Origin of the sequence: Mesorhizobium sp. M0830 (genome assembly GCF_040319965.1) — a bacterium.
In the GTDB taxonomy this organism is placed as follows: domain Bacteria; phylum Pseudomonadota; class Alphaproteobacteria; order Rhizobiales; family Rhizobiaceae; genus Mesorhizobium.
Genome location: NZ_JAMYOR010000020.1, coordinates 21,300 through 40,857 on the forward strand (window position 1 = coordinate 21,300; position 19,558 = coordinate 40,857).

18 protein-coding genes and 1 pseudogene are annotated in these 19,558 nt (G+C 62.8%); 10 read left to right on the top strand and 9 right to left on the bottom strand.

Features of this window, described 5'->3' with window-relative positions; all coding sequences use genetic code 11:
* The first annotated feature begins 7 nt into the window (after positions 1 to 7).
* Positions 8 to 240: pseudogene (locus NKI20_RS14400) on the top strand (BrnT family toxin).
* Entirely contained in the window at positions 237 to 548 is a 312-nt protein-coding gene (locus NKI20_RS14405; RefSeq protein WP_352831422.1) for a BrnA antitoxin family protein, read from the top strand. The pseudogene NKI20_RS14400 and the gene NKI20_RS14405 overlap by 4 nt, the downstream one beginning before the upstream one ends.
* A gap of 9 nt (positions 549 to 557) precedes the next feature.
* Here NKI20_RS14405 and NKI20_RS14410 read toward each other — a convergent pair whose 3' ends face one another.
* From NKI20_RS14410 to puuE, 4 genes are all read right to left on the bottom strand, one after another.
* Positions 558 to 1,151: a nucleoside deaminase gene (locus NKI20_RS14410; protein WP_352831424.1), complete on the bottom strand. Its 594-nt coding sequence runs from the start codon at positions 1,149 to 1,151 to the stop codon at positions 558 to 560.
* Positions 1,152 to 1,219: 68 nt separating this feature from the next.
* Positions 1,220 to 1,711 carry an ureidoglycolate lyase gene (locus NKI20_RS14415; RefSeq protein ID WP_352831426.1) on the bottom strand — a complete coding sequence of 164 codons (492 nt, stop codon included), beginning with the start codon at positions 1,709 to 1,711 and terminating at the stop codon, positions 1,220 to 1,222.
* A complete protein-coding gene (locus NKI20_RS14420; protein ID WP_352831428.1) occupies positions 1,708 to 2,571 on the bottom strand; it encodes a bifunctional allantoicase/(S)-ureidoglycine aminohydrolase in 864 nt (287 codons plus the stop codon). Before NKI20_RS14420 ends, NKI20_RS14415 begins: the two co-directional genes overlap by 4 nt.
* 10 nt (positions 2,572 to 2,581) lie before the next feature.
* On the bottom strand, positions 2,582 to 4,000 hold the full coding sequence (gene puuE, locus NKI20_RS14425; protein WP_352603260.1) for an allantoinase PuuE: 1,419 nt from the start codon (positions 3,998 to 4,000) through the stop codon (positions 2,582 to 2,584).
* 204 nt (positions 4,001 to 4,204) lie between these two features.
* Here puuE and uraH point away from each other — a divergent pair, with 204 nt between their 5' ends.
* The 4 genes from uraH (at position 4,205) to xdhC (ending at position 9,468) form a co-directional block, all read left to right on the top strand.
* On the top strand, positions 4,205 to 4,579 hold the full coding sequence (gene uraH / locus NKI20_RS14430; RefSeq protein ID WP_352603262.1) for a hydroxyisourate hydrolase: 375 nt from the start codon (positions 4,205 to 4,207) through the stop codon (positions 4,577 to 4,579).
* 3 nt (positions 4,580 to 4,582) lie between these two features.
* Positions 4,583 to 6,058 (top strand): xanthine dehydrogenase small subunit, encoded by a 1,476-nt coding sequence (gene xdhA / locus NKI20_RS14435; RefSeq protein ID WP_352831430.1) that lies wholly within the window; start codon positions 4,583 to 4,585, stop codon positions 6,056 to 6,058.
* On the top strand, positions 6,058 to 8,409 hold the full coding sequence (gene xdhB / locus NKI20_RS14440; RefSeq protein WP_352831503.1) for a xanthine dehydrogenase molybdopterin binding subunit: 2,352 nt from the start codon (positions 6,058 to 6,060) through the stop codon (positions 8,407 to 8,409). Before xdhA ends, xdhB begins: the two co-directional genes overlap by 1 nt.
* 63 nt (positions 8,410 to 8,472) lie before the next feature.
* Entirely contained in the window at positions 8,473 to 9,468 is a 996-nt protein-coding gene (gene xdhC / locus NKI20_RS14445) for a xanthine dehydrogenase accessory protein XdhC (protein ID WP_352831432.1), read from the top strand.
* A 19-nt stretch (positions 9,469 to 9,487) separates the two neighbouring features.
* Here xdhC and NKI20_RS14450 read toward each other — a convergent pair whose 3' ends face one another.
* From NKI20_RS14450 to NKI20_RS14460, 3 genes are all read right to left on the bottom strand, one after another.
* Positions 9,488 to 10,747: an LLM class flavin-dependent oxidoreductase gene (locus NKI20_RS14450; protein ID WP_352831434.1), complete on the bottom strand. Its 1,260-nt coding sequence runs from the start codon at positions 10,745 to 10,747 to the stop codon at positions 9,488 to 9,490.
* Positions 10,744 to 11,739: an LLM class flavin-dependent oxidoreductase gene (locus NKI20_RS14455; protein WP_352831436.1), complete on the bottom strand. Its 996-nt coding sequence runs from the start codon at positions 11,737 to 11,739 to the stop codon at positions 10,744 to 10,746. Before NKI20_RS14455 ends, NKI20_RS14450 begins: the two co-directional genes overlap by 4 nt.
* Before the next feature lie 90 nt (positions 11,740 to 11,829).
* The gene (locus tag NKI20_RS14460; protein ID WP_023761430.1) at positions 11,830 to 12,750 is read right to left on the bottom strand and encodes a LysR family transcriptional regulator; all 921 of its coding nucleotides are present in this window, start codon (positions 12,748 to 12,750) and stop codon (positions 11,830 to 11,832) included.
* A 132-nt stretch (positions 12,751 to 12,882) separates the two neighbouring features.
* Between NKI20_RS14460 and NKI20_RS14465 the strand changes: the two genes are divergently transcribed.
* The 4 genes from NKI20_RS14465 (at position 12,883) to NKI20_RS14480 (ending at position 17,403) form a co-directional block, all read left to right on the top strand.
* Positions 12,883 to 14,100, top strand: coding sequence for a urate hydroxylase PuuD (locus NKI20_RS14465; protein WP_023761431.1), 1,218 nt, complete (start codon positions 12,883 to 12,885; stop codon positions 14,098 to 14,100).
* A gap of 1 nt (position 14,101) precedes the next feature.
* Entirely contained in the window at positions 14,102 to 15,418 is a 1,317-nt protein-coding gene (gene guaD / locus NKI20_RS14470; protein ID WP_352831439.1) for a guanine deaminase, read from the top strand.
* A 219-nt stretch (positions 15,419 to 15,637) separates the two neighbouring features.
* On the top strand, positions 15,638 to 16,141 hold the full coding sequence (locus tag NKI20_RS14475; protein WP_023761432.1) for a heme-degrading domain-containing protein: 504 nt from the start codon (positions 15,638 to 15,640) through the stop codon (positions 16,139 to 16,141).
* Positions 16,138 to 17,403 carry a glycerate kinase type-2 family protein gene (locus NKI20_RS14480; protein ID WP_352831441.1) on the top strand — a complete coding sequence of 422 codons (1,266 nt, stop codon included), beginning with the start codon at positions 16,138 to 16,140 and terminating at the stop codon, positions 17,401 to 17,403. Before NKI20_RS14475 ends, NKI20_RS14480 begins: the two co-directional genes overlap by 4 nt.
* A gap of 18 nt (positions 17,404 to 17,421) precedes the next feature.
* Here NKI20_RS14480 and NKI20_RS14485 read toward each other — a convergent pair whose 3' ends face one another.
* Together NKI20_RS14485 and NKI20_RS14490 are read right to left on the bottom strand one after the other, a co-directional pair.
* Positions 17,422 to 18,096, bottom strand: a complete 675-nt coding sequence (locus NKI20_RS14485; RefSeq protein ID WP_352727353.1) for a UdgX family uracil-DNA binding protein — start codon at positions 18,094 to 18,096, stop codon at positions 17,422 to 17,424.
* 58 nt (positions 18,097 to 18,154) lie between these two features.
* Entirely contained in the window at positions 18,155 to 19,540 is a 1,386-nt protein-coding gene (locus NKI20_RS14490; protein WP_502898106.1) for a glutamine synthetase family protein, read from the bottom strand.
* Positions 19,541 to 19,558 lie beyond the last annotated feature (18 nt).

The window sequence follows — 19,558 nt, forward strand, 5'->3', positions numbered from 1 at the left end:
ATCTCGACTGAAGATCGTTTGGGATGAGCCAAAGCGCGTGACGAACCTCGAAAGCCGAGGTTGGACTTTGCCGAACTCGATATCGAGTTTTTTGCGACTTCAACCGTGCTCCCGGCCAAGGCCGGCCGACTCAAGGCGATTGGCGAATTCGGAGAGATCATTCTCGCTGTGATCTTTAAGCCGCTTGGTTCCGAAGCGATTTCGGTAATCTCGATGCCGAAAGGAAAGGTCAATATATGAGCAATCCTAAATCGCATGTTCGACCGCTTACCAATGAGGAGGAAGCGGAAATTCAAAGACAAATTGCCGCTGATCCCGATGATGCGGAGGCGACCGACGAAGAGGTGGCGCAAGCCAAGCCTTTCGCGGAAGTGTTTCCAGAACTTTTCGAGAGTATAAAGCGTTTTCGCGGCCGGCCGACCGTGGAGAAGCCGAAGCAAGTTGTGTCCATCCGCCTGGATCAGGATGTCGTCAGAAAATTCAAGGCCACCGGCAAGGGTTGGCAAGCCAGGATAAATGAAGTGCTGAAGAAAGCGAAAGTTGGCTAGGCATCCGCGTCAATTCAGCGGAATGTCGTTCTCATCCTTGCTCGCCTGGTAGGAACCTGACAACTCGTCATAACGGGCCGAGATATTGCCTATGCGCGTCTCCAGTCGCTGGCGCTCGACCTCGGGCAGCGATCGCACCAGTCGACGGATCGAAAAACTCTTCCAGTAGGCGTTCTCGGCATTGTAACCGCCGGGATCGAGGGTGAAGACCTCTTTCAGGATTTTCAGATCGTGCGGGATGGCGAAAGAGTCGCGCGAATCCTCGTGGCTGAACAGATAGTAGAAATTGTCGAAGCCGGTCCAGGTGATCGCCGACAAGCACAGCGAGCAGGGTTCGTGCGTGGCGATGAAGATGGCGTCTTTCGTATCGACGCGCTCTGCCTTCGGCATTTCGTAGAAGCGCTTCAGGCAGTGCACCTCGCCATGCCAGAGCGGGTTCTCCATCTCGTTGTTGGTTTCGGCCAGCACCAGCGAACGGTCGTCCTTCCTCAGGATTGCCGCGCCGAACAGCTTGTTGCCATGGGCGACACCTTCGGCCGTCTTCGGCACGATGTCGTGCTCGATAACGTCGAGCAGGCGGTCGATCAGCGAAATATCGGTCATTACGGGGTCTCCTGCTGCACATCGCCCAAAGGGGCCCCCGGTTTTGGGGTAGCGACATGCACAAAAAATCAAGGGAGATGGATCTCGTAGGCGTGCGAGAAATGGAATTCCTCGAGATTGGGGCCGTCGCCACCCCGGTCGACGATCAGGAAATCCTGCGCCTCGCCGAGCGGCGTCAGTACGCCATGCCAGAGATTGCGCCGGTAATTGATCCCTTGTCCGGGGGCAGTGATAAAGGCATGCGGCTCTCCCGGTCCCTCATCCCCGTCATGGCAGACAACGACCAGGAACGGGCGTGGCGACAAAGGAATGAAAGCCTGGCTGCCGAACGGGTGGCGCTCGACCATCGTAAGCTTCAAAGGCAATTCGTAGGGCGTGCCGCGCACCATCGAGATCAGCACGCGGGCGTTCGGCCCGGTCGCCTCGGCGGTAGCGAGATCGTGGTAGCGCTCGGCCCTGCCGCCATTGATCGGGTAATGGTTGTCGCCGCCCATGTCGATGACGTCGCCAAATGGGGCAAAGTTCTCGCGGGTCAGCGGCTGCGCGACGATACGGGTCACCGCGCGCGACCGCCAATATCAGCCCCGCCGAGCTTGGCATGGCGGTTGACGTCCTTGTAGAGCAGATAGCGGAATCTGCCTGGACCGCCGGCATAGCAGGCCTGCGGGCAGAAGGCGCGCAGCCACATATAGTCACCGGCCTCGACCTCGACCCAATCCTGATTGAGGCGATAGACCGCCTTGCCTTCCAGCACATAGAGACCGTGCTCCATGACATGGGTCTCGGCGAAGGGAATGACCGCGCCGGGCTCCAGCGTCACGATGGTCATGTGCATGTCGTGGCGCAGATCGGCCGGATCGACGAAACGTGTCGTCGCCCAGCGGCCTTCGGTGCCGGCCATCGGCGTTGGCGCGATCTCCTGCTCATTGGTGAAGAAGGCTTCGGGAGCATCGAGACCGTCGACCACCTCGTAGGCCTTGCGAATCCAATGGAAGCGGACATCGGCCTTGCTTTCGTTGCGAACCGTCCAGCCGCTGGCCGGCGGCAGGAAGGCAAATCCACCGGGCCGCAACACGTGCTTCTTGCCGGCAAGCAGAACCGTCAATTCGCCCTCGACCACGAACAGGGCACCTTCGGCGCCGGCATCGGGTTCCGGCCGGTCGCTGCCGCCGCCGGGCGCGACCTCGACAATGTACTGCGAGAACGTCTCGGCAAAACCGGACAGCGGTCGCGACAAGATCCAGACGCGGGTCTTGTCCCAGAACGGCAGGGCGCTGGTGACGATGTCCTGCATCACGCCCCGGGGGATGACGGCATAGGCCTCGGTGAAGACGGCGCGGCCGGTCAGCAGTTCGCTCTGGCCGGAGTGGCCGCCATGCGGTGCGTAATAGGTTCGCTCGGGCATCCTGATCGTATCCATGGGTTCAAACCTATTGCGGAAGCATGTCCTTGAGGCGGAGCAGCGCGATGCGCTCGACCTGTTTGCAGGCGGTCTCGAATTCGACGCCGCGGCTGTTGCCGATGCGCGTCTCGAATTCGGCGAGGATTTCCTCCTTGGTCTTGCCCTTCACCGCGATGATGAAGGGGAAGCCGAAGGTGGTGACGTAGGCGGCGTTGAGCTTGGAGAACAGCTCGCGCTCCTTGTCCGTCAGCGCGTCCAGCCCTGCAGAGGCCTGTTCCCTGGTTGACTCCGCCGTCAGCCGTTTGGCCTTGGCCAGCTTGCCGGCAAGGTCGGGATGGGCATTGAGCACGGAAAGCCGATCGGTCTCGCTGGCGGAGCGGAAGATACGGCAGAGCGCATTGTGCAGGCCACCGGCCGTGTCATGCGCCGGGCCCAGTTCCAGCTCGTGGGCGCGTTCTGCGATCCAGGGCGAATGCTCGAACACGCCACCGAACGTATGGACGAAGGTCTCGAATTCCATCTTGGATGGCCTGAGTGCCGCCGGCTTGTAGGGATGGTTCTCCTGCCAGTGCTTGGCGATATCGATGCGCCGCGCCAGCCAGACCTTGTCATGCGATTTGACATAATCGACGAAGCGCTTCAGCGCCGCCACCCGCCCCGGACGCCCGACGAGGCGGCAATGCAGGCCGATGTTCATCATGCGCGGCCGGCCGGCCTTGCCTTCAGCGTAGAGCGTGTCGAAGCTGTCCTTGAGATAGGCAAAGAACTGGTCGCCCGAATTGAACCCTTGCGGCGTCGCGAAGCGCATGTCGTTGGCGTCAAGCGTATAGGGGATGATGAGCTGCGTGCCGCCTGCATGCTCGAACCAGTAGGGCAGTTCGTCGTCATAGGTGTCCGACACGTAGTCGAAGCCACCCTCTTCCGCCACAATCCGCACCGTGTTGACCGATGTGCGGCCCGTGTACCAGCCGGTCGGTCGTTGCCCGGTCACCTCATAGTGCAGGCGGATCGCTGCTTCGAGGTCGCGACGCTCATCTTCGGCGCTGTGGTCGCGGTAGTCGATCCATTTCAGCCCGTGCGAGGCAATTTCCCAGCCGGCTTCCTGCATGGCCGTGACCTGGTCGGGCGAACGGGCGAGTGCGGTGGCGACACCGTAGCAGGTGATCGGTACCTCAGCCTCCGTGAACAGTCGGAGCAGCCGCCAGAAGCCGGCGCGAGCTCCATATTCATAGATTGATTCCATGTTCCAGTGACGCTGGCCCACCCAGGGCGCCGCGCCGACGATTTCCGACAGGAAGGCTTCCGACGCCTTGTCGCCATGCAGCACGCAGTTCTCGCCACCCTCTTCGTAGTTGACGACGAACTGCACGGCGACATGCGCACCATCAGGCCATTTCGGATCCGGCGGATTGGCCCCGTAGCCGCGCATGTCTCTGGTGTACCGCATCGTCCCTCCTGCCGGGCATGGCCCGAAGTGTGGTGAGAATATCGAAAGGGCTGCCTGGGCATTCCCCCGAAAATTTTTGAAAGTGTTTTTGTCGCACTCCGCTCGACCGGGACTTATGCATCGCCTTTAATTGGCGCACAATTCACTGTTGATACTCGATCGTACCGGGCCAAACTCGCTCGTACCGAAAATGGGAGGCGGCCAATGGCAGAAACGTCGAAAGCCGATGGCGGGCGTCTGACGACCCATGTCCTCGACACGGCGACCGGCAAGCCGGCGGCGGGACTGTCGATCGCGCTCTACCATCTCCATGGCGACACACGGACACATTTGAAGACTGTCATCACCAATGCCGACGGCCGTTGCGACGCCCCCCTGCTTGCCGGCGCGGAGTTCCGCACCGGCGAATACGAACTGGTCTTTGCCGCGGGCGACTATTTGCGCCAGCAGGGGCTGAGCCTGCCGAAGCCCGCCTTTCTCGATGTGATCCCGATCCGCTTCGGCATGGCCGAGCCGGTGCACTACCATGTACCGCTGCTCGTCTCGCCCTATGGTTATTCGACCTACAGAGGGAGCTGAGGCATGGTCAACATCCGAAACGAAATACGCTTCATCCTCAATGGCAGGGATGTCGTGCTTTCGACGGTGGCGCCCGATGCAACCTTGCTCGACTGGCTGCGGCTCGACCGCTCGCTGCGCGGCACCAAGGAAGGCTGCGCCGAAGGCGATTGTGGGGCCTGCACGGTGTTGGTCGGCAAACTATCCGCTGGTGGATTGGTCTACGAAACCGTCAATGCCTGCATACGCTTCCTCGGCTCGCTGGACGGCACCCATGTCGTGACCGTCGAGCATTTGCGCGGGTCACCCGGGCAGTTGCACCCGGTGCAGCAGGCGATGGTCGATTTCCACGGTTCGCAATGCGGCTTCTGCACGCCGGGTTTCGTCATGTCGCTCTATGGCCTGTGGATGAGATCATCAGATCCGTCAAACGCGGCAATCGAAAAGGCGTTGCAGGGCAACCTCTGCCGTTGCACCGGCTACGAGGCGATCATACGCGCGGCGCATGCCATCTCCAGCTACGGCAAGGTGGTGAAGGACCCGCTCGCCGCCGAGCGCAAGGCGATCACCGCAAGGCTCGAGGCCATGCATGACGGTGCGAGGGTCGAGATCGGCGCGGGCAAGGCACGGCTTGTCGTGCCGGCCAATGTCGACGATTTCGCCGCTGTGCTAGACGAGGAGCCCGGCGCCACCATTGTTGCCGGCTCGACCGATGTCGGCCTGTGGGTGACCAAGCACATGCGCGAAATTTCGCCGGCCATTTTCATCGGCAATCTCGACGGGCTTTGCACAATCTCGGAAGACAATGGCGTCATTTCGATCGGTGCCGGCGTCACCTACACCGAAGCATTCTCGACGCTCGCCAGACGCATCCCGGCGCTGGGACCGCTGTTCGACCGCATCGGTGGCGAGCAGGTGCGCAACATGGGCACTATCGGCGGCAACATCGCCAACGGCTCGCCGATCGGCGACACACCACCGCCCTTGATCGCTCTCGGCGCGCGGCTGACGCTGCGCAAGGGCAAGAAGCGGCGCACGATCCCGCTGGAAACCTTCTTCATTGCTTATGGCAAGCAGGACCGGCAGCCGGGCGAGTTCGTCGAGGCCGTGCATGTGCCGGTTCCTGCCAAGGGCACAAAATTCGCCGTCCACAAGATCACCAAGCGCCGCGACGAGGACATCACGGCAGCCCTCGGCGCTTTCTTCCTGACGCTGGCCGGGGATGGCACGGTCGCGGATGTGCGCATCGCCTATGGCGGCATGGCGGCGACGCCGAAGCGTGCGTCTTCTGTGGAAAAAGCACTGCTTGGCAAGCCGTGGACCGAACAGACGGTGGAAGTGGCGATGGCCGGATATGCCGAGGATTTCACGCCGCTGACCGATATGCGGGCGAGCGCAGAATACCGGGCGCTGGCGGCGAAGAACCTGCTGTTGCGCTTCTTTGCAGAGACGAGCGGCACCAAGTCGCCGGTCCAGGTTTCGAGGCACGAGGCGGCATGATGAACAAGCACGCAGCGCCCAACCCTAGGGCTGAAAAGATTGCCGGTGGCGTCGCCACCGATCAGCGCCATGATTCCGCGCACAAGCATGTCGCCGGCACCGCCGTCTACATTGACGACATGCCGGAACCAGCCGGTACGCTGCATGGTTGCCTGGGGCTTTCGGCTGCAACACATGCCACCATCATCAGCATGGATCTCTCGGCGGTGCGTGCGGCGCCCGGCGTTGTCGACGTGCTGACGGCCAAGGATGTGCCGGGCGAAAACGACATCTCGCCGACCGGCCGCCACGACGAGCCGGTGCTAGCCGACGGCAAGGTGCAATTCTACGGCCAGCCGATTTTCTGCGTCATTGCGGAGACGCGCGAGCAGGCGCGCCGCGCCACCAGGTTGGCCAAGGTCGAATACAAGGAGCTGCCTTTCGTCACCGACGTCGGCGCGCTCGATCCGAAGAAGGACAAGCTCGTCACGCCGCCGCTGACCCTGAAGCGTGGCGATGCCGCTAAAGCGATCGAAAAGGCGCCGCGCCAGCTCAAAGGGCAGATGCGCATCGGCGGCCAGGAGCATTTCTATCTCGAAGGCCACATTGCGATGGCCATTCCCGGCGAGGACCAGGACGTCACCATCTATTCCTCGACCCAGCATCCGAGCGAAATCCAGCACATGGTCAGCCACGCGCTCGGCGTGCCGAGCAACGCCGTTACGGTCGAAATCCGCCGCATGGGCGGCGGCTTCGGCGGCAAGGAGACGCAAGGCAACCAGTTTGCGGCATTGGCCGCGATCGCCGCGAAGAAGCACCATCGCGCCGTGAAGATCCGGCCCGACCGCGACGACGACATGATCGCCACCGGCAAGCGTCACGATTTCCTGGTCGACTATGAGGTCGGCTTCGACAATGAGGGCAACATCCTCGGTGTCGATTTCATGTTCGCGGCGCGTTGCGGCTTTTCGTCGGACCTTTCCGGCCCGGTGACCGATCGCGCGCTGTTCCACTGCGACAACACCTATTTCTGGCCGGCGGTGCATGCGCAGTCGGCGCCGCTCTACACCAACACCGTGTCGAACACTGCCTTCCGTGGTTTCGGCGGCCCGCAAGGCATGGTTGGCGCCGAGCGCGTCATCGACGAGGTGGCTTTTGCCGTCGGTAAGGACCCGCTCGAAATCCGCAAGAAGAATTTCTACGGCACATCAGACCGCAACGTCACGCCCTACCACCAGACGGTCGAGGACAACATCATCCAGCGCATCGTCGCCGAACTGGAGGAGAGCGCCAGCTATGCGCGGCGGCGGCGCGAAATATCGGCCTTCAACGCCAATAGCCGCTTCATCAAACGCGGCCTGGCGTTGACGCCGGTCAAGTTCGGCATTTCCTTCACTGCCACCCACTACAATCAGGCTGGCGCGCTGGTGCATGTCTACACCGACGGTTCGGTGCATCTGAACCATGGCGGCACTGAGATGGGGCAGGGCCTCTACGTCAAAGTGGCGCAAGTGGTGGCGGAAGAGTTCCAGATCGACCTCGACCAGGTAAAGATCACCGCGACGACGACCGGCAAGGTGCCGAACACCTCGGCCACGGCGGCGTCGTCTGGTTCCGACCTCAACGGCATGGCGGCGCGGAATGGCGCTCGCCAGATCAAGGATCGGCTGACCGATTTCGCCGCCGAAAAATATCAGGTACCGCGCGACCAGGTGCTGTTCCTGCCCAACCGGGTGCGCGTCGGCAACCAGGAGATCGCCTTCGCCGACCTCGTCAAGCAGGCCTATATGGCGCGCATCCAGCTTTCGGCGGCGGGGTTCTACAAGACGCCGAAAATCCACTGGAACCGCGACAAGGGCGAGGGCCGCCCCTTTTACTACTTCGCCTATGGCGCCTCGTGCTCGGAGGTCTCGGTCGACACGCTGACCGGTGAATACGTGGTCGAGCGCACCGACATTCTGCATGACTGTGGCCGGTCGCTGAACCGGGCCATCGACATCGGCCAGATCGAGGGCGGCTTCATCCAGGGCATGGGCTGGCTGACGACGGAAGAACTGTGGTGGGACGACAAAGGCCGGCTGCGCACCCATGCGCCGTCGACCTACAAGATTCCGCTCGCCTCCGATCGGCCGAAGATTTTCAACGTCACCCTGGCCGACTGGCCGGAAGCGGGTGAGCCGACCATCCACCGCTCCAAGGCGGTCGGCGAGCCGCCGTTCCCGCTCGGCATGTCGGTGCTGCACGCCCTGTCGGATGCGGTGGCGAGCGTCGCCGACAACAGGATCTGTCCGCGCCTCGACGCGCCGGCGACCCCGGAGCGGGTTCTAATGGCGATCGAGCGGCTTAAGACCGAGGCAAAGACCGGCGCTTGAATCCGGCAAAAACGTGCAATTCGGACCGAAAAACCCTATATTTCTCTATCGGGAATACAAGATATGAACTCGGAAATGCAAAGTCTGAAAGACTTCCTTGCTGGTCAGGGCCGCATCGCTTTGGTCGAGGTCGCCGGCACGAAAGGGTCGACGCCACGCGAGAAGGGCGCGCTCATGCTCGTCTCGCAATCGGCAATCCTGGGCACGATCGGCGGCGGTCAGCTCGAATACATGGCCATCGACAAGGCCCGGCAGATGCTTTTCTCCCCCCTCGAGGGGGAGATGGCTGCGAAGCGGCCAGAGGGGGTCGGCAGAGGCAGCGCGCGACCTAAGACAATGTCGAGCACTGCCGCGGCGACCCCACCCGACGGCTTCGCCGCCACCCTCCCCTCAAGGGGGAGGGATATTCGCGCCACGCTCGACGTGCCCTTAGGCCCCGAGATCGGCCAATGCTGCGGTGGGCGCGTCGAAGTGCTGATCCGGCTGGTCGATGCGGCGCTCGCTGCCGAGTTGGTTGCGACTGCGGAAGCCGAGGAGGCACAGCTGCCGCATGTCTATATCTTCGGCGGCGGTCATGTCGGCCAGGCGCTGGCCTCGGCGATTTCACTTCTTCCCGTGCATGGCATCGTCATCGAGACACGGGCCGAGGCGCTGGAAGGCATGCCGGAAACCGTCGAGACCCGGCTGACGCCGATACCGGAAGCTACGGTGCGCGATGCTCCTGCGGGGGCCGCCTTCGCCATCCTCACCCACGACCACGCGCTGGATTTCCTGATCGTGGCCGAAGCGCTGAAACGCGGCGACGCCGCCTATGTCGGCATGATCGGGTCGAAGACCAAGAAAGCGACGTTCAAGAACTGGTTCCTGAAATCGGCGGATGGCAGCGAGGCGGAATTTGCCCGCCTCATTTCGCCGATCGGCGGCGACGCCGTCAAGGACAAGCGGCCGCAAGTCATCGCGGCGCTTGCGGCGGCCGAGATCATGACGGCGCTGGTCATGCACGCCTCATCATCCAATGTCAGCTATCAGGTTTCGCACGACAAGGTGATTGCCGGCTAAGCTTGCGCCTCCACGCATTTCATGCAGGTCGCTTCAGCCCCAGATGGTCGCGCAGTGTGCGACCCTCATAGTCGGTGCGGAACAGGCCGCGCCGCTGCAGTTCCGGCACGACCAGCGTCGCAAAGGCATCGAGCTCTCCGGGGAAATACGAGGGCATGACGTTGAAGCCATCGGCCGCACCGCCCTCGAACCGTGCCTGCAACTCGTCGGCGATTTGGGCGGCTGTGCCGACGATGCGCCAATGGCCGCGGGCGCCGGCGAAATGGCGGGCAAGCTGGCGGATGGAAAGGTTGTCGCGGCGAGACTGCTCGATCACCAGTGCCTGCCGGCTCTTCATCCCCTCGCTCTCGGGCAGCTGCGGTAGCGGCCCGTCGATCGGATAGCGCCACAGATCGGAGATGCTGAGATAGCTGGAGAGCAGCGCCACGCCGACATCGTCGGGGATCAGCTCCTGCAATTCTGCGTATTTCTCCTGGGCCTCTGCATCGGTCTCCGCCACCACTGGCGCTACACCGGGCATGATCTTGATGTCGTCCGGCTCACGCTCATAGGCCGCCATGCGCCGCTTGAGATCGTCATAAAAGGCCCTCGCTTCCTCGAAGGTCTGCGCTGCGGTGAACACCACGTCTGCGGTGCGGGCGGCGAGGTCGCGGCCGACTTCAGAGGCGCCGGCCTGGACCATGACCGGCGCGCCCTGCGGCGAACGCGGCAGGTCGAGCGGATCCCGCACCGAGAAGCTTTGGCCGGCATGACGGGAAGCTTCATCGAGCTTGCCATGCCAAAGCCCGGCGACCACTTCGGCGAACTCACGCGCCCGTTCGTAGCGGTCGGCATGGGGTTTGAGGCCCGTCGAACCGAAATTGGCTGCTTCGATGGGACTGGCCGAGGTGACCAGATTCCAGCCGGCCCGGCCGCCACTTAGATGGTCGAGCGACAGAAAGGCCCTCGCCAGCCCGTATGGCTCGTTGTAGCTGGTCGACGCGGTCGAGACGAGGCCGATGCGGCTGGTCTGGGCGGCTAGCGCCGACAGCAGGCTGATCGGCTCGAAACCGATCGAGCGCGACGTTTGGCTGGCGATGTCGATATTTGCTTCGCGCAGGCCGGCAGCGTCCTCGCAGAACACCATGTCGAACTTCGCCGCCTCCGCCGTACGTGCCAGCTGGATGTAATGATCGATGTCGATTCCGGCGGTCACGTGGGCCTTGGGGTGGCGCCAGGCGGCGATGTGGTGCCCTGTCGCCCACAGGAAGGCGCCTAGCTTCATTTGGCGAGCGGTCATTGGTCACCTCCGCCGGCAAGCCCCAGATGCGAGCGCAAGGTTGCGCCGCGATAGCTCTGTCGAAAAAGGCCGCGCCGTCGCAAAGCCGGCAAGACCAGATCGAAGAAATCGTCGAGCGCGGAAAGCTGTGCCGGCATCTGGATGTTGAACCCGTCGCAGCTTGTTGCGCGGAATTCTTCTTCCAATCTGTCGATGACGGCAGCCGGCTTACTATCGGCGATAGACGCGACGTTCCTCAGCGCCTTCACGGCATCCGGGTCGCGTCCGCAGGCGGCAACACGGCACCTCAGTTCGTAATAGTGTGCTTTCGCACTCTCGATCGGTCCGTCGCCCAGCAGGATCACATCGGCGGCGCGAGCGACAATATCCAGATCGGGCTCCGACAGATCCGACAAGACAAGCACCGGCGTGTCCTGCGGCGACCGCGCGACGTTCAGCGGTCCGCGCACGGAGAAGAACTCGCCCTCGTGGTCGAGAAAGTGCATCTTTTCGGGGTCGTGAAAGCGGCCTCCGCTTTGGTCGAACAGCAGTGCGTCCGCATCCCAGCCCTGCCACAGGCCCTGAACGATGCCGATATATTCCTGCGTGCGACGGCGAAGATCGTCGCCGGAAAAGCCTTCGGGCCGGCTGAAATTGGCGGCCTCGCGTGGCGCTTGCGTCATGGTCGCGTTCCAGCCGGCTCGGCCATGGCTGATGATGTCGAGCGAGGCAAAACGGCGCGCCAGATTGTAGGGCTGGTGGGCAATTGTCGAGGCTGCGGCTACCAGCCCGATCCTGCTCGTCACTGTCGCCAGTGCGGCGATGAGCGTCGTCGCTTCGAAGGGACTGCTGGACGGCTCGCCGCTCGCCAATGAGTCGGAGATAACGACCATGTCGATACCTGCCGCCTCGGCCTTTCGCACGAAGCCGGCTATCTCACTGAATGTCGGGCCGGTCTGCCCTGCGGTGGAAGCGATGTTGAGCGAAACGGCGAGATGCATTCTGCTGTCCATTTGGCTATCAGCGATAGCGTGCAGCCATCCGGCTACCAACCTAGGCTGGCTTTCGCCCAGGGCAACTGCCCCGGATGGGCCACGAGGCCATCACTTGCCGGCCAGGAGATCGTTGATCAGCCGCTGGCAGCGTTCGGCCATGAAGTCGAGCAGGAGCCGCACTTTTGGATCCTGCAGCTTCTTGTGCGGATAAACGGCTGCGAACTGCACCGGCGTCGGCGGCGTGTTGCTCAGGATTACTTTCAGGCGCTGGTCGCGGATAAACGGCTCGACCTCGAAGCGCGGCTTGTTGATAATGCCGCGCCCCGACAGCGCCCAGCTGGTCAGCACGTCGCCATCGTCGGTATCGTAGGGCCCGTGCACTTCGAATTTCTGCGGGCCTGCGGGTGTCTGCAGCGTCCACACATATTCGCGCGCGCCGGAGTAGCGCAGCATCAGGCAGTCGTGTTTCTTGCCGATCAGCTCCTGTGGCTCCAACGGTTCGCCGCGCGCCTCTAGGTATTTCGGCGCCGCCACCAGCACGCGCTCGCATTCCATGATGCCACGCATTCTGAGGCTGGAATCCTCGATGATGCCGAGCCGGAAGGCGACGTCGATGCCCTCCTTCATGATGTCGACATTGTGGTCCGAAAGCCTGAGCCGCACCTCGATATCAGGGTATTTGTCGTGGAAATCGGGTATGCCCGAAGCCACCAGCCGGCGGCCGAGACCCAAAGGTGCCGTGACACGGATGGTACCGCGGGGCTGGCCGGAAAGGGCCGAGACAGCCGCTTCGGCCTCGGTGATCGCCTCCAGCACCTGCTTGGCACCTGAATAAAAAACCGTGCCGTGTTCGGTCGGCATCAATTGCCGCGTGGTGCGGTTGAAAAGCCGCACGCCAAGATGTTTCTCCAACTCCTTGATGCGGTTGGAGGCCACCGCCGGCGAAATGCGCATGTCGCGCCCGGCGGCCGACAGATTGCCGAGTTCGACGACGCGGACGAAGACGGCGATGTTGTCGAGATAGGCCATGCGGAGCACTTTCGCCGGTTTGCAGCGATAAGCCTAGTATTTTCCATTTTTTTTTGAAAGTCATCGTGCACCTCGCCCCTTTTCGTTTGCGCTCCAGCCCGTAAAGTCACCCAATCGGCAGGGACGACTTCAATGATGGATTTCGCGATTTTCTGGGACTGGCTGAGCTTCGCCGTGCGCTGGCTGCATGTCATCACCGGCATCGCCTGGATCGGCTCGTCGTTCTACTTCGTCGCGCTCGATCTCGGCCTGCGCCAGCGGCCGGGCATGCCTGCCGGTGCCTTCGGCGAGGAATGGCAGGTGCATGGCGGCGGCTTCTACCACATCCAGAAATACCTTGTGGCGCCGGCCGAGATGCCCGAGCACCTGACCTGGTTCAAATGGGAATCCTACGCCACCTGGCTGTCCGGTTTCGCCATGCTGTGCGTCGTCTATTATGCCGGAGCTGATCTGTTCCTGATCGATCCCAACGTGCTGCCGATGTCAGTGCCGGTCGGTATCCTGCTGTCGCTGGCAACCATCGGCGTCGGCTGGGTGGTCTATGATCTCCTGTGCCGCTCGCCGCTTGGCAAGAGCGACACCGGCCTGATGCTGGTGCTCTACTGCGTGCTGGTGTTCATCGCCTGGGGGCTGACGCATTTGTTCACCGGCCGCGCCGCCTTCCTGCATCTGGGCGCCATCACCGCGACGATCATGTCGGCCAATGTCTTCATGGTCATCATCCCCAACCAGAAGATCGTCGTCGCCGACCTCATCGCAGGCCGCAAGCCCGACCCTAAATACGGCAAGATCGCCAAGCAGCGTTCGCTCCACAACAATTATCTGACGCTGCCGGTGCTGTTCCTGATGCTGTCGAACCACTATCCCCTGGCGTTCGGCACTGAGTTCAACTGGGTCATCGCCTCGCTGGTGTTCATCATCGGCGTGCTGATCCGGCACTATTTCAACAGCGTCCATGCCCGCAAGGGCAACCCGACCTGGACCTGGATGGCAGCACTTGTCCTGTTCATCATCATCATCTGGCTGTCGACCGTGCCGAAGGTGCTGACCGGCGAACCCAGGCAATCGGCCGCCGCGCAGGTCTATGTCGCTTCGGTGCATTTCCCGGCCGTGCGCGACACCGTGCTCGGCCGCTGCTCGATGTGCCATGCGGCGGAGCCGGCCTACGAGGGCATCTATCATGCGCCGAAGGGCGTGATGCTGGATAACGATGCGGATATCGCCAACCACGCCCGTGAGATCTATCTTCAGGCCGGCCGCAGCCACGCCATGCCGCCCGCCAACGTTAGCCAGATCACCGACAAGGAACGCGCGCTGCTGGTGGCCTGGTTCGAAGGCGCAGGGAAATAGCATGATTTCGACACTTCTGCGTGGCCGCACGCTGTCCTTCGAGCGCTGGCCGCAAACCATCGACGACCACTCCGCCTGGCGCTACGAGGAGGATGGCGGTCTGCTGATCCGCGACGGCAGGATCGTTGCCACCGGTGCCTATGCCGAAGTTGAAAAGCAGGCTGGCGAAGCGGTGAAAAAAATAGATCATCGGCCGCATCTGCTGCTGCCGGGCTTCATCGACGCGCATGCGCATTTTCCGCAGATGCAGATCATCGCTTCCTATGGCGCAGAACTGCTCGACTGGCTGAACACCTACACTTTTCCGGAAGAAACGAAGTTCTCCAACGCCCAGCACGGCCGGCGCATAGCGCGGCTATTCCTCGACGAGGTGGTGCGCCACGGCACCACGACGGTCGCCGCCTACTGCTCGGTGCATAAGGCTTCTGCCGAAGCCTTCTTTGCAGAGTCGCATGACCGCAACATGCTCAACATAGCCGGCAAGGTTATGATGGACCGCAATGCGCCAGACGGCGTGCTCGACACTCCGCAATCCGGCTACGACGACACAAAGGCGCTGATCGCCGAGTGGCACGGCAAGGGACGGCAGCTTTATGCCATCACGCCGCGCTTCGCCATCACCTCGTCGCCGGAGCAGATGGAGATGGCCGGCGCGCTGTGCCGGGAATACCCCGACCTGCACATGCAGACGCACCTGTCGGAAAATCATGCCGAGATCGCCTTCACGAAAGAACTCTATCCGTGGTCGCGCGACTACACCGACGTCTACGAGCACTATGGGCTGTTGGGGAAAAAAAGCCTGTTCGGCCATTGCATCCATTTGTCGGAGCGCGAGGCGGACGCGCTTTCGGCCTCGGGTTCGGTGGCGGTGTTCTGTCCGACCTCGAACCTGTTCCTTGGTTCCGGCCTGTTCGACTATCAGCGCTTTCGCCGCCGCGACAGGCCGATCCGTATCGCCGCCGCCACCGATGTCGGCGGGGGCACCAACTATTCCATGCTGCGCACCATGGACGAGGGCTACAAGGTGATCGCGCTGAACGGCGAGAAGCTGAACCCATTCCAATCCTTCTGGCAGCTGACGCGCGGCAATGCCGAAGCGCTGTCGGTGGCGGAAAAGATCGGCACGCTGGACGCAGGAACCGACGCCGACATCGTCGTCCTGGATGCCAGGGCGACGCCGGCGATGCGGCTCAGGATGGAAACGGTCGAGACGTTGGCGCAGGAATTGTTCCTTCTGCAAACGCTAGGCGACGACCGCGCCGTACGCGAGGTCTACGTCGCCGGACGGGCCGCCAAGAACGATATGATCGCGGGGTAAGACCCCCTCACCCGGATTGCCAACCGAATTGCAAAGGGAATTCGGGGCAATCCGACCTCTCCCCGAGGGGAGAGGAGGAAGCCGAGGCCGTGCTCGTCTCTTCTCCCCTCGGGGAGAAGGTGGCCGCGAAGCGGCCGGATGAGGGGGCTGCCGCGACGCGCGCTTGACCGGGCGGAGCTTGTCGTACAAACGACGTGTGACGATTTTCGGAGAGAGAAAATGGCCGTTGCTGACGACATCGCTCTGATCAAGAGACAGGAAGAGACCCTTGTCTTCTCCGTCTTCGACGAGGCCGTGGCGTTCAAGATCGGCTCGGCCATCCGCAAACGGGCTTTGGCCGAGAACCTGCCTGTCATCGTCGAGATCAGGACCTTCGACCGGCCGCTGTTCTATGCCGCGATGCCCGGCTCGAACGCATCCAATCCCGATTGGGCGCGTCGCAAGATCAATGTCGTCAGGCGATTCCTGAAAAGCACCTACCGCATGGTGCTGGAACAGCAGCGCCCCGACCGCACCTTCAAGATCGGTGAGGGCCTCGACATTTCGGACTATGTGCTGGCCGGCGGTGGTTTTCCGGTGACCGTCAAGGGCGCCGGCGTCATCGGTGTGATCGCCGTCTCCGGACTGCCGGAGCGCCAGGATCACGGCGTCGTGGTCGATGCCCTGTGCGATCATTTGGGCGTCGACAAGCGCGGGCTGGCATTGCCTCGGGAAGCCGAATGACCGTGCTCGACCCCAAATCGTTCCTTACCTCGATCTTCAACGCGGCCGTCGCCGCCGCCGATCCGGAACGAACCATCCGGGGTCACTTGCCGGCCAGGCCCAGGGGTCGCACCATCGTCATTGGCGCGGGAAAAGGCTCGGCCCAGATGGCGGCGGCGTTCGAGAAAATGTGGAACGGTCCGATCGAAGGGCTGGTCGTCACCCGCTACGGCTACGGCGCGAAATGCGAGCGTATCGAGATCATCGAGGCCGCGCATCCGGTGCCGGATGCAGCCGGGCTTGAAGCCTCGCGCCGCCTGCTCGCCAAGGTCCAGGGGTTGACGGCGGACGACCTGGTCGTGGCGCTGATTTCGGGCGGCGGCTCGGCGCTCCTGCCGTCGCCGGCCGCCACCCTGACGCTGGCCGACGAGATCGCCGTCAACGAGGCGCTGCTCGCCTCCGGCGCGCCGATCGCAGCGATGAACACCATCCGCAAGCACCTTTCGACCATCAAGGGTGGCAGGCTGGCCGCCGCGGCGTATCCGGCCAAGGTGGTGTCGCTGGTCGTTTCCGATATTCCCGGCGACGACCCGGCGCTGGTCGCCTCCGGCCCGACGGTTCCGGATAAAGGCAGCCGCGCAGACGCTCTGGCATCGATATCAGCCTATGGCATGAAACTGCCGGCCTCGGTGATGGCGCATATCAATTCGCCGGCCGCCGATGCGCCAAGTCCTGAGGATGAACGTTTTTCGCGCAACGAGGTACATCTGATCGCCTCTGCCGGCGTATCGCTCGAGGCAGCGGCCGCGGAAGCGAAACGGCAAGGCGTCGAGGCCGTCATCCTCTCCGACTCGATCGAAGGCGAAGCGCGCGAGGTCGGCGGCGTCCACGCAGCGATCGCCCGCGAAGTGGCGACCCGCAACCGGCCATTTCCAAAGCCAGTGCTGATCCTGTCGGGTGGCGAAACAACGGTGACACTTCGTGCCAAGGGCAAGGGCGGCCGCAATTCGGAATTCCTGCTCGCGTTCGCCATCGGCATCAGCGGCGTCGAAGGCATTCATGCACTGGCCGCCGACACCGACGGTGTCGACGGTTCGGAAGACAATGCCGGCGCCTTTGCCGACGGTTCGACGGTGTCGCGCATGCGGGCAGCCGGGGTCGATGCCAAGGCTATGCTGGCCGGCAACAATGCCTGGACGGCCTTCAACGCGGTTGGCGATCTTTTCGTGCCGGGCCCGACCGGTACGAATGTCAACGATCTCAGGGCAATCCTCGTCGGATAATCCCAGCACCAGGTGATCTCAGGCGGCCATCAGCCGCTTCACCTTTCTCATATCGTCCAGGAACCGGCCTCGTTCGGCTTGCTTGTCCGCAGGCTCACGAATGCGCAGGATGAGGGAGGGATGAATAGTGACAAAGACGCGCAAACCGTCCTCGCGTTCGACCACCTGGCCGCGCATCTTCATCACCGGAATCGGCTTGCCCAGCAGCGACGTCGCCGCTGTCGCGCCGAGTGCCACGGCGATGTTTGGCTTGATCAGCTCGAACTCCTGGTCGAGCCACCAGCGGCAGGCCTGAATCTCGCCGGCATTCGGCTTGGAATGGATGCGCCGCTTGCCGCGCGGTTCGAATTTGAAGTGCTTGACCGCGTTGGTGACGTAAACTTTCTGACGGTCAACCCCGGCGTCATCAAGGATGGCGTCGAACACCCTGCCTGCAGGCCCGACGAAAGGCTTGCCGGCGAGATCCTCCTGATCGCCCGGCTGTTCGCCGACGAAGATCACCTTGGCATCGTCCGGGCCTTCGCCGAACACGGTCTGCGTCGCATGACGCCAAAGCGGGCAGCGACGGCAGCCCTCTGCGGCCTCGCGCAGGTTCGTGATCGAGCTGGCTTCGTCCGCTATCGGCTCCGCACGTGCAATAGAAACACGCCGGGCAGGGATCTTCGCCTCATGCGGAAGGCCCGTGGTCGCCATCATCTTGCCTCGTCCATTTCGATATTGAAATGAACGAGATCGGCGATGGTTCCTTTCCTTACACCTCGTGCAGATAGAGGTGGTAATCCAGTTCGCTGACCGTGCGCGCCACGCGCAGATATTCCGACTGCTTGATCGCCACGAAGGTCCGGTGCAGGTCCTCTCCGAGCGCGCCCTTCAGGAAGCTGGATGCTCGCGCGGCTTCGATCGCGGCGCGCCAGTCGACGGGCATGGTCGTGCGCGTGACTGCCGCTTCGTAGCCGTTGCCGGTGGTTTCGGGACCGGGATCGAGACCTTCGTCGAGCCCCTTGACTATAGCTGCCAGCACGGTCGCGGCTATCAAATAGGGGTTGGCGTCGACGCCGGACGGCCTGTGCTCGATGCGCCGGTTCTTGGCGTCGCCCGCCGGCACGCGCAGCGCCACCGAGCGGTTGTTCACACCCCAGGTCGGCGCCACCGGCGCATAGGACTGCGAGACGAATCGCCGCCAGGAATTGGCGTGCGGCGCAAACACCAGCATCGATTCCGCCATCGTCTGGATCAAGCCACCGAGCCCCTGCAGCAGCGGCAGCGACCAGCTCTCGCCGCCGGCTTCGGCAAAGACGTTTCGGCCCGCTCTGTCCTGCAGCGAGACATGGAAATGCATGCCGGAGCCGGCATATTTCTCGATCGGCTTGGCCATGAAACAGGCGGTGACGCCGTGGCGGCGCGCCTGCGCGCGGACCAGCCGCTTCAGCATGACGAGGTCGTCGGCCGCTCGCATCACGTCCTTGCGGTAGTTCAGCGTCAGTTCGTATTGGCCCGGCGCATATTCGGAAATCACCGTCTCGGCCGGGATGCCTTGTGCCTTGGCCGCGGCATAGATGTCGGAAAACAGCGGCTCCATGCCATGCAAGTGATCGACGGAATAGACCTCGGTCTTGCCTGAGACACGACCGTCGAGCACGGCGCGCGCCGGCTGCACCTTGCCGTCGGCATCGCGCTCATTGGCAAGAAGAAAAAATTCGAGTTCGAAGGCGCCGGCCGGATAGAGACCCTTGGCTGCCAATATGTCGACCTGTCGTGCCAGCGCGAGGCGCGGATCCGATGACATCGGCTGGCCGTCGAGCTGGTACATGGCCATCAGCAACTGGCCGCGTGGCGGATTCGTGCCGTAGAGCGGCACCAGCGTGCCGGGGATCGGCCATGCCCTGAGGTCGCCGTCGCCGGTCGTCCAGATCAGCCCGGTCTCATGCACATCCTCGCCGGTGATGTCGAGGCCGAGGATCGAGATCGGCATATGGCGGCCGCCCTCAAAAATGCTTTTCAGCTCATGCCGGCGCACGATCTTGCCGCGGCCGACGCCATTGGCATCGGTCAGCACGATATCGAAAGCCTCGATCTCGGGATGGGCGTCGAGAAAGGCTTGCGCCTCGGTGGGCGTCGAGCCCGAGGGTGAGGTCATCATGGCATTGGGGTGGTC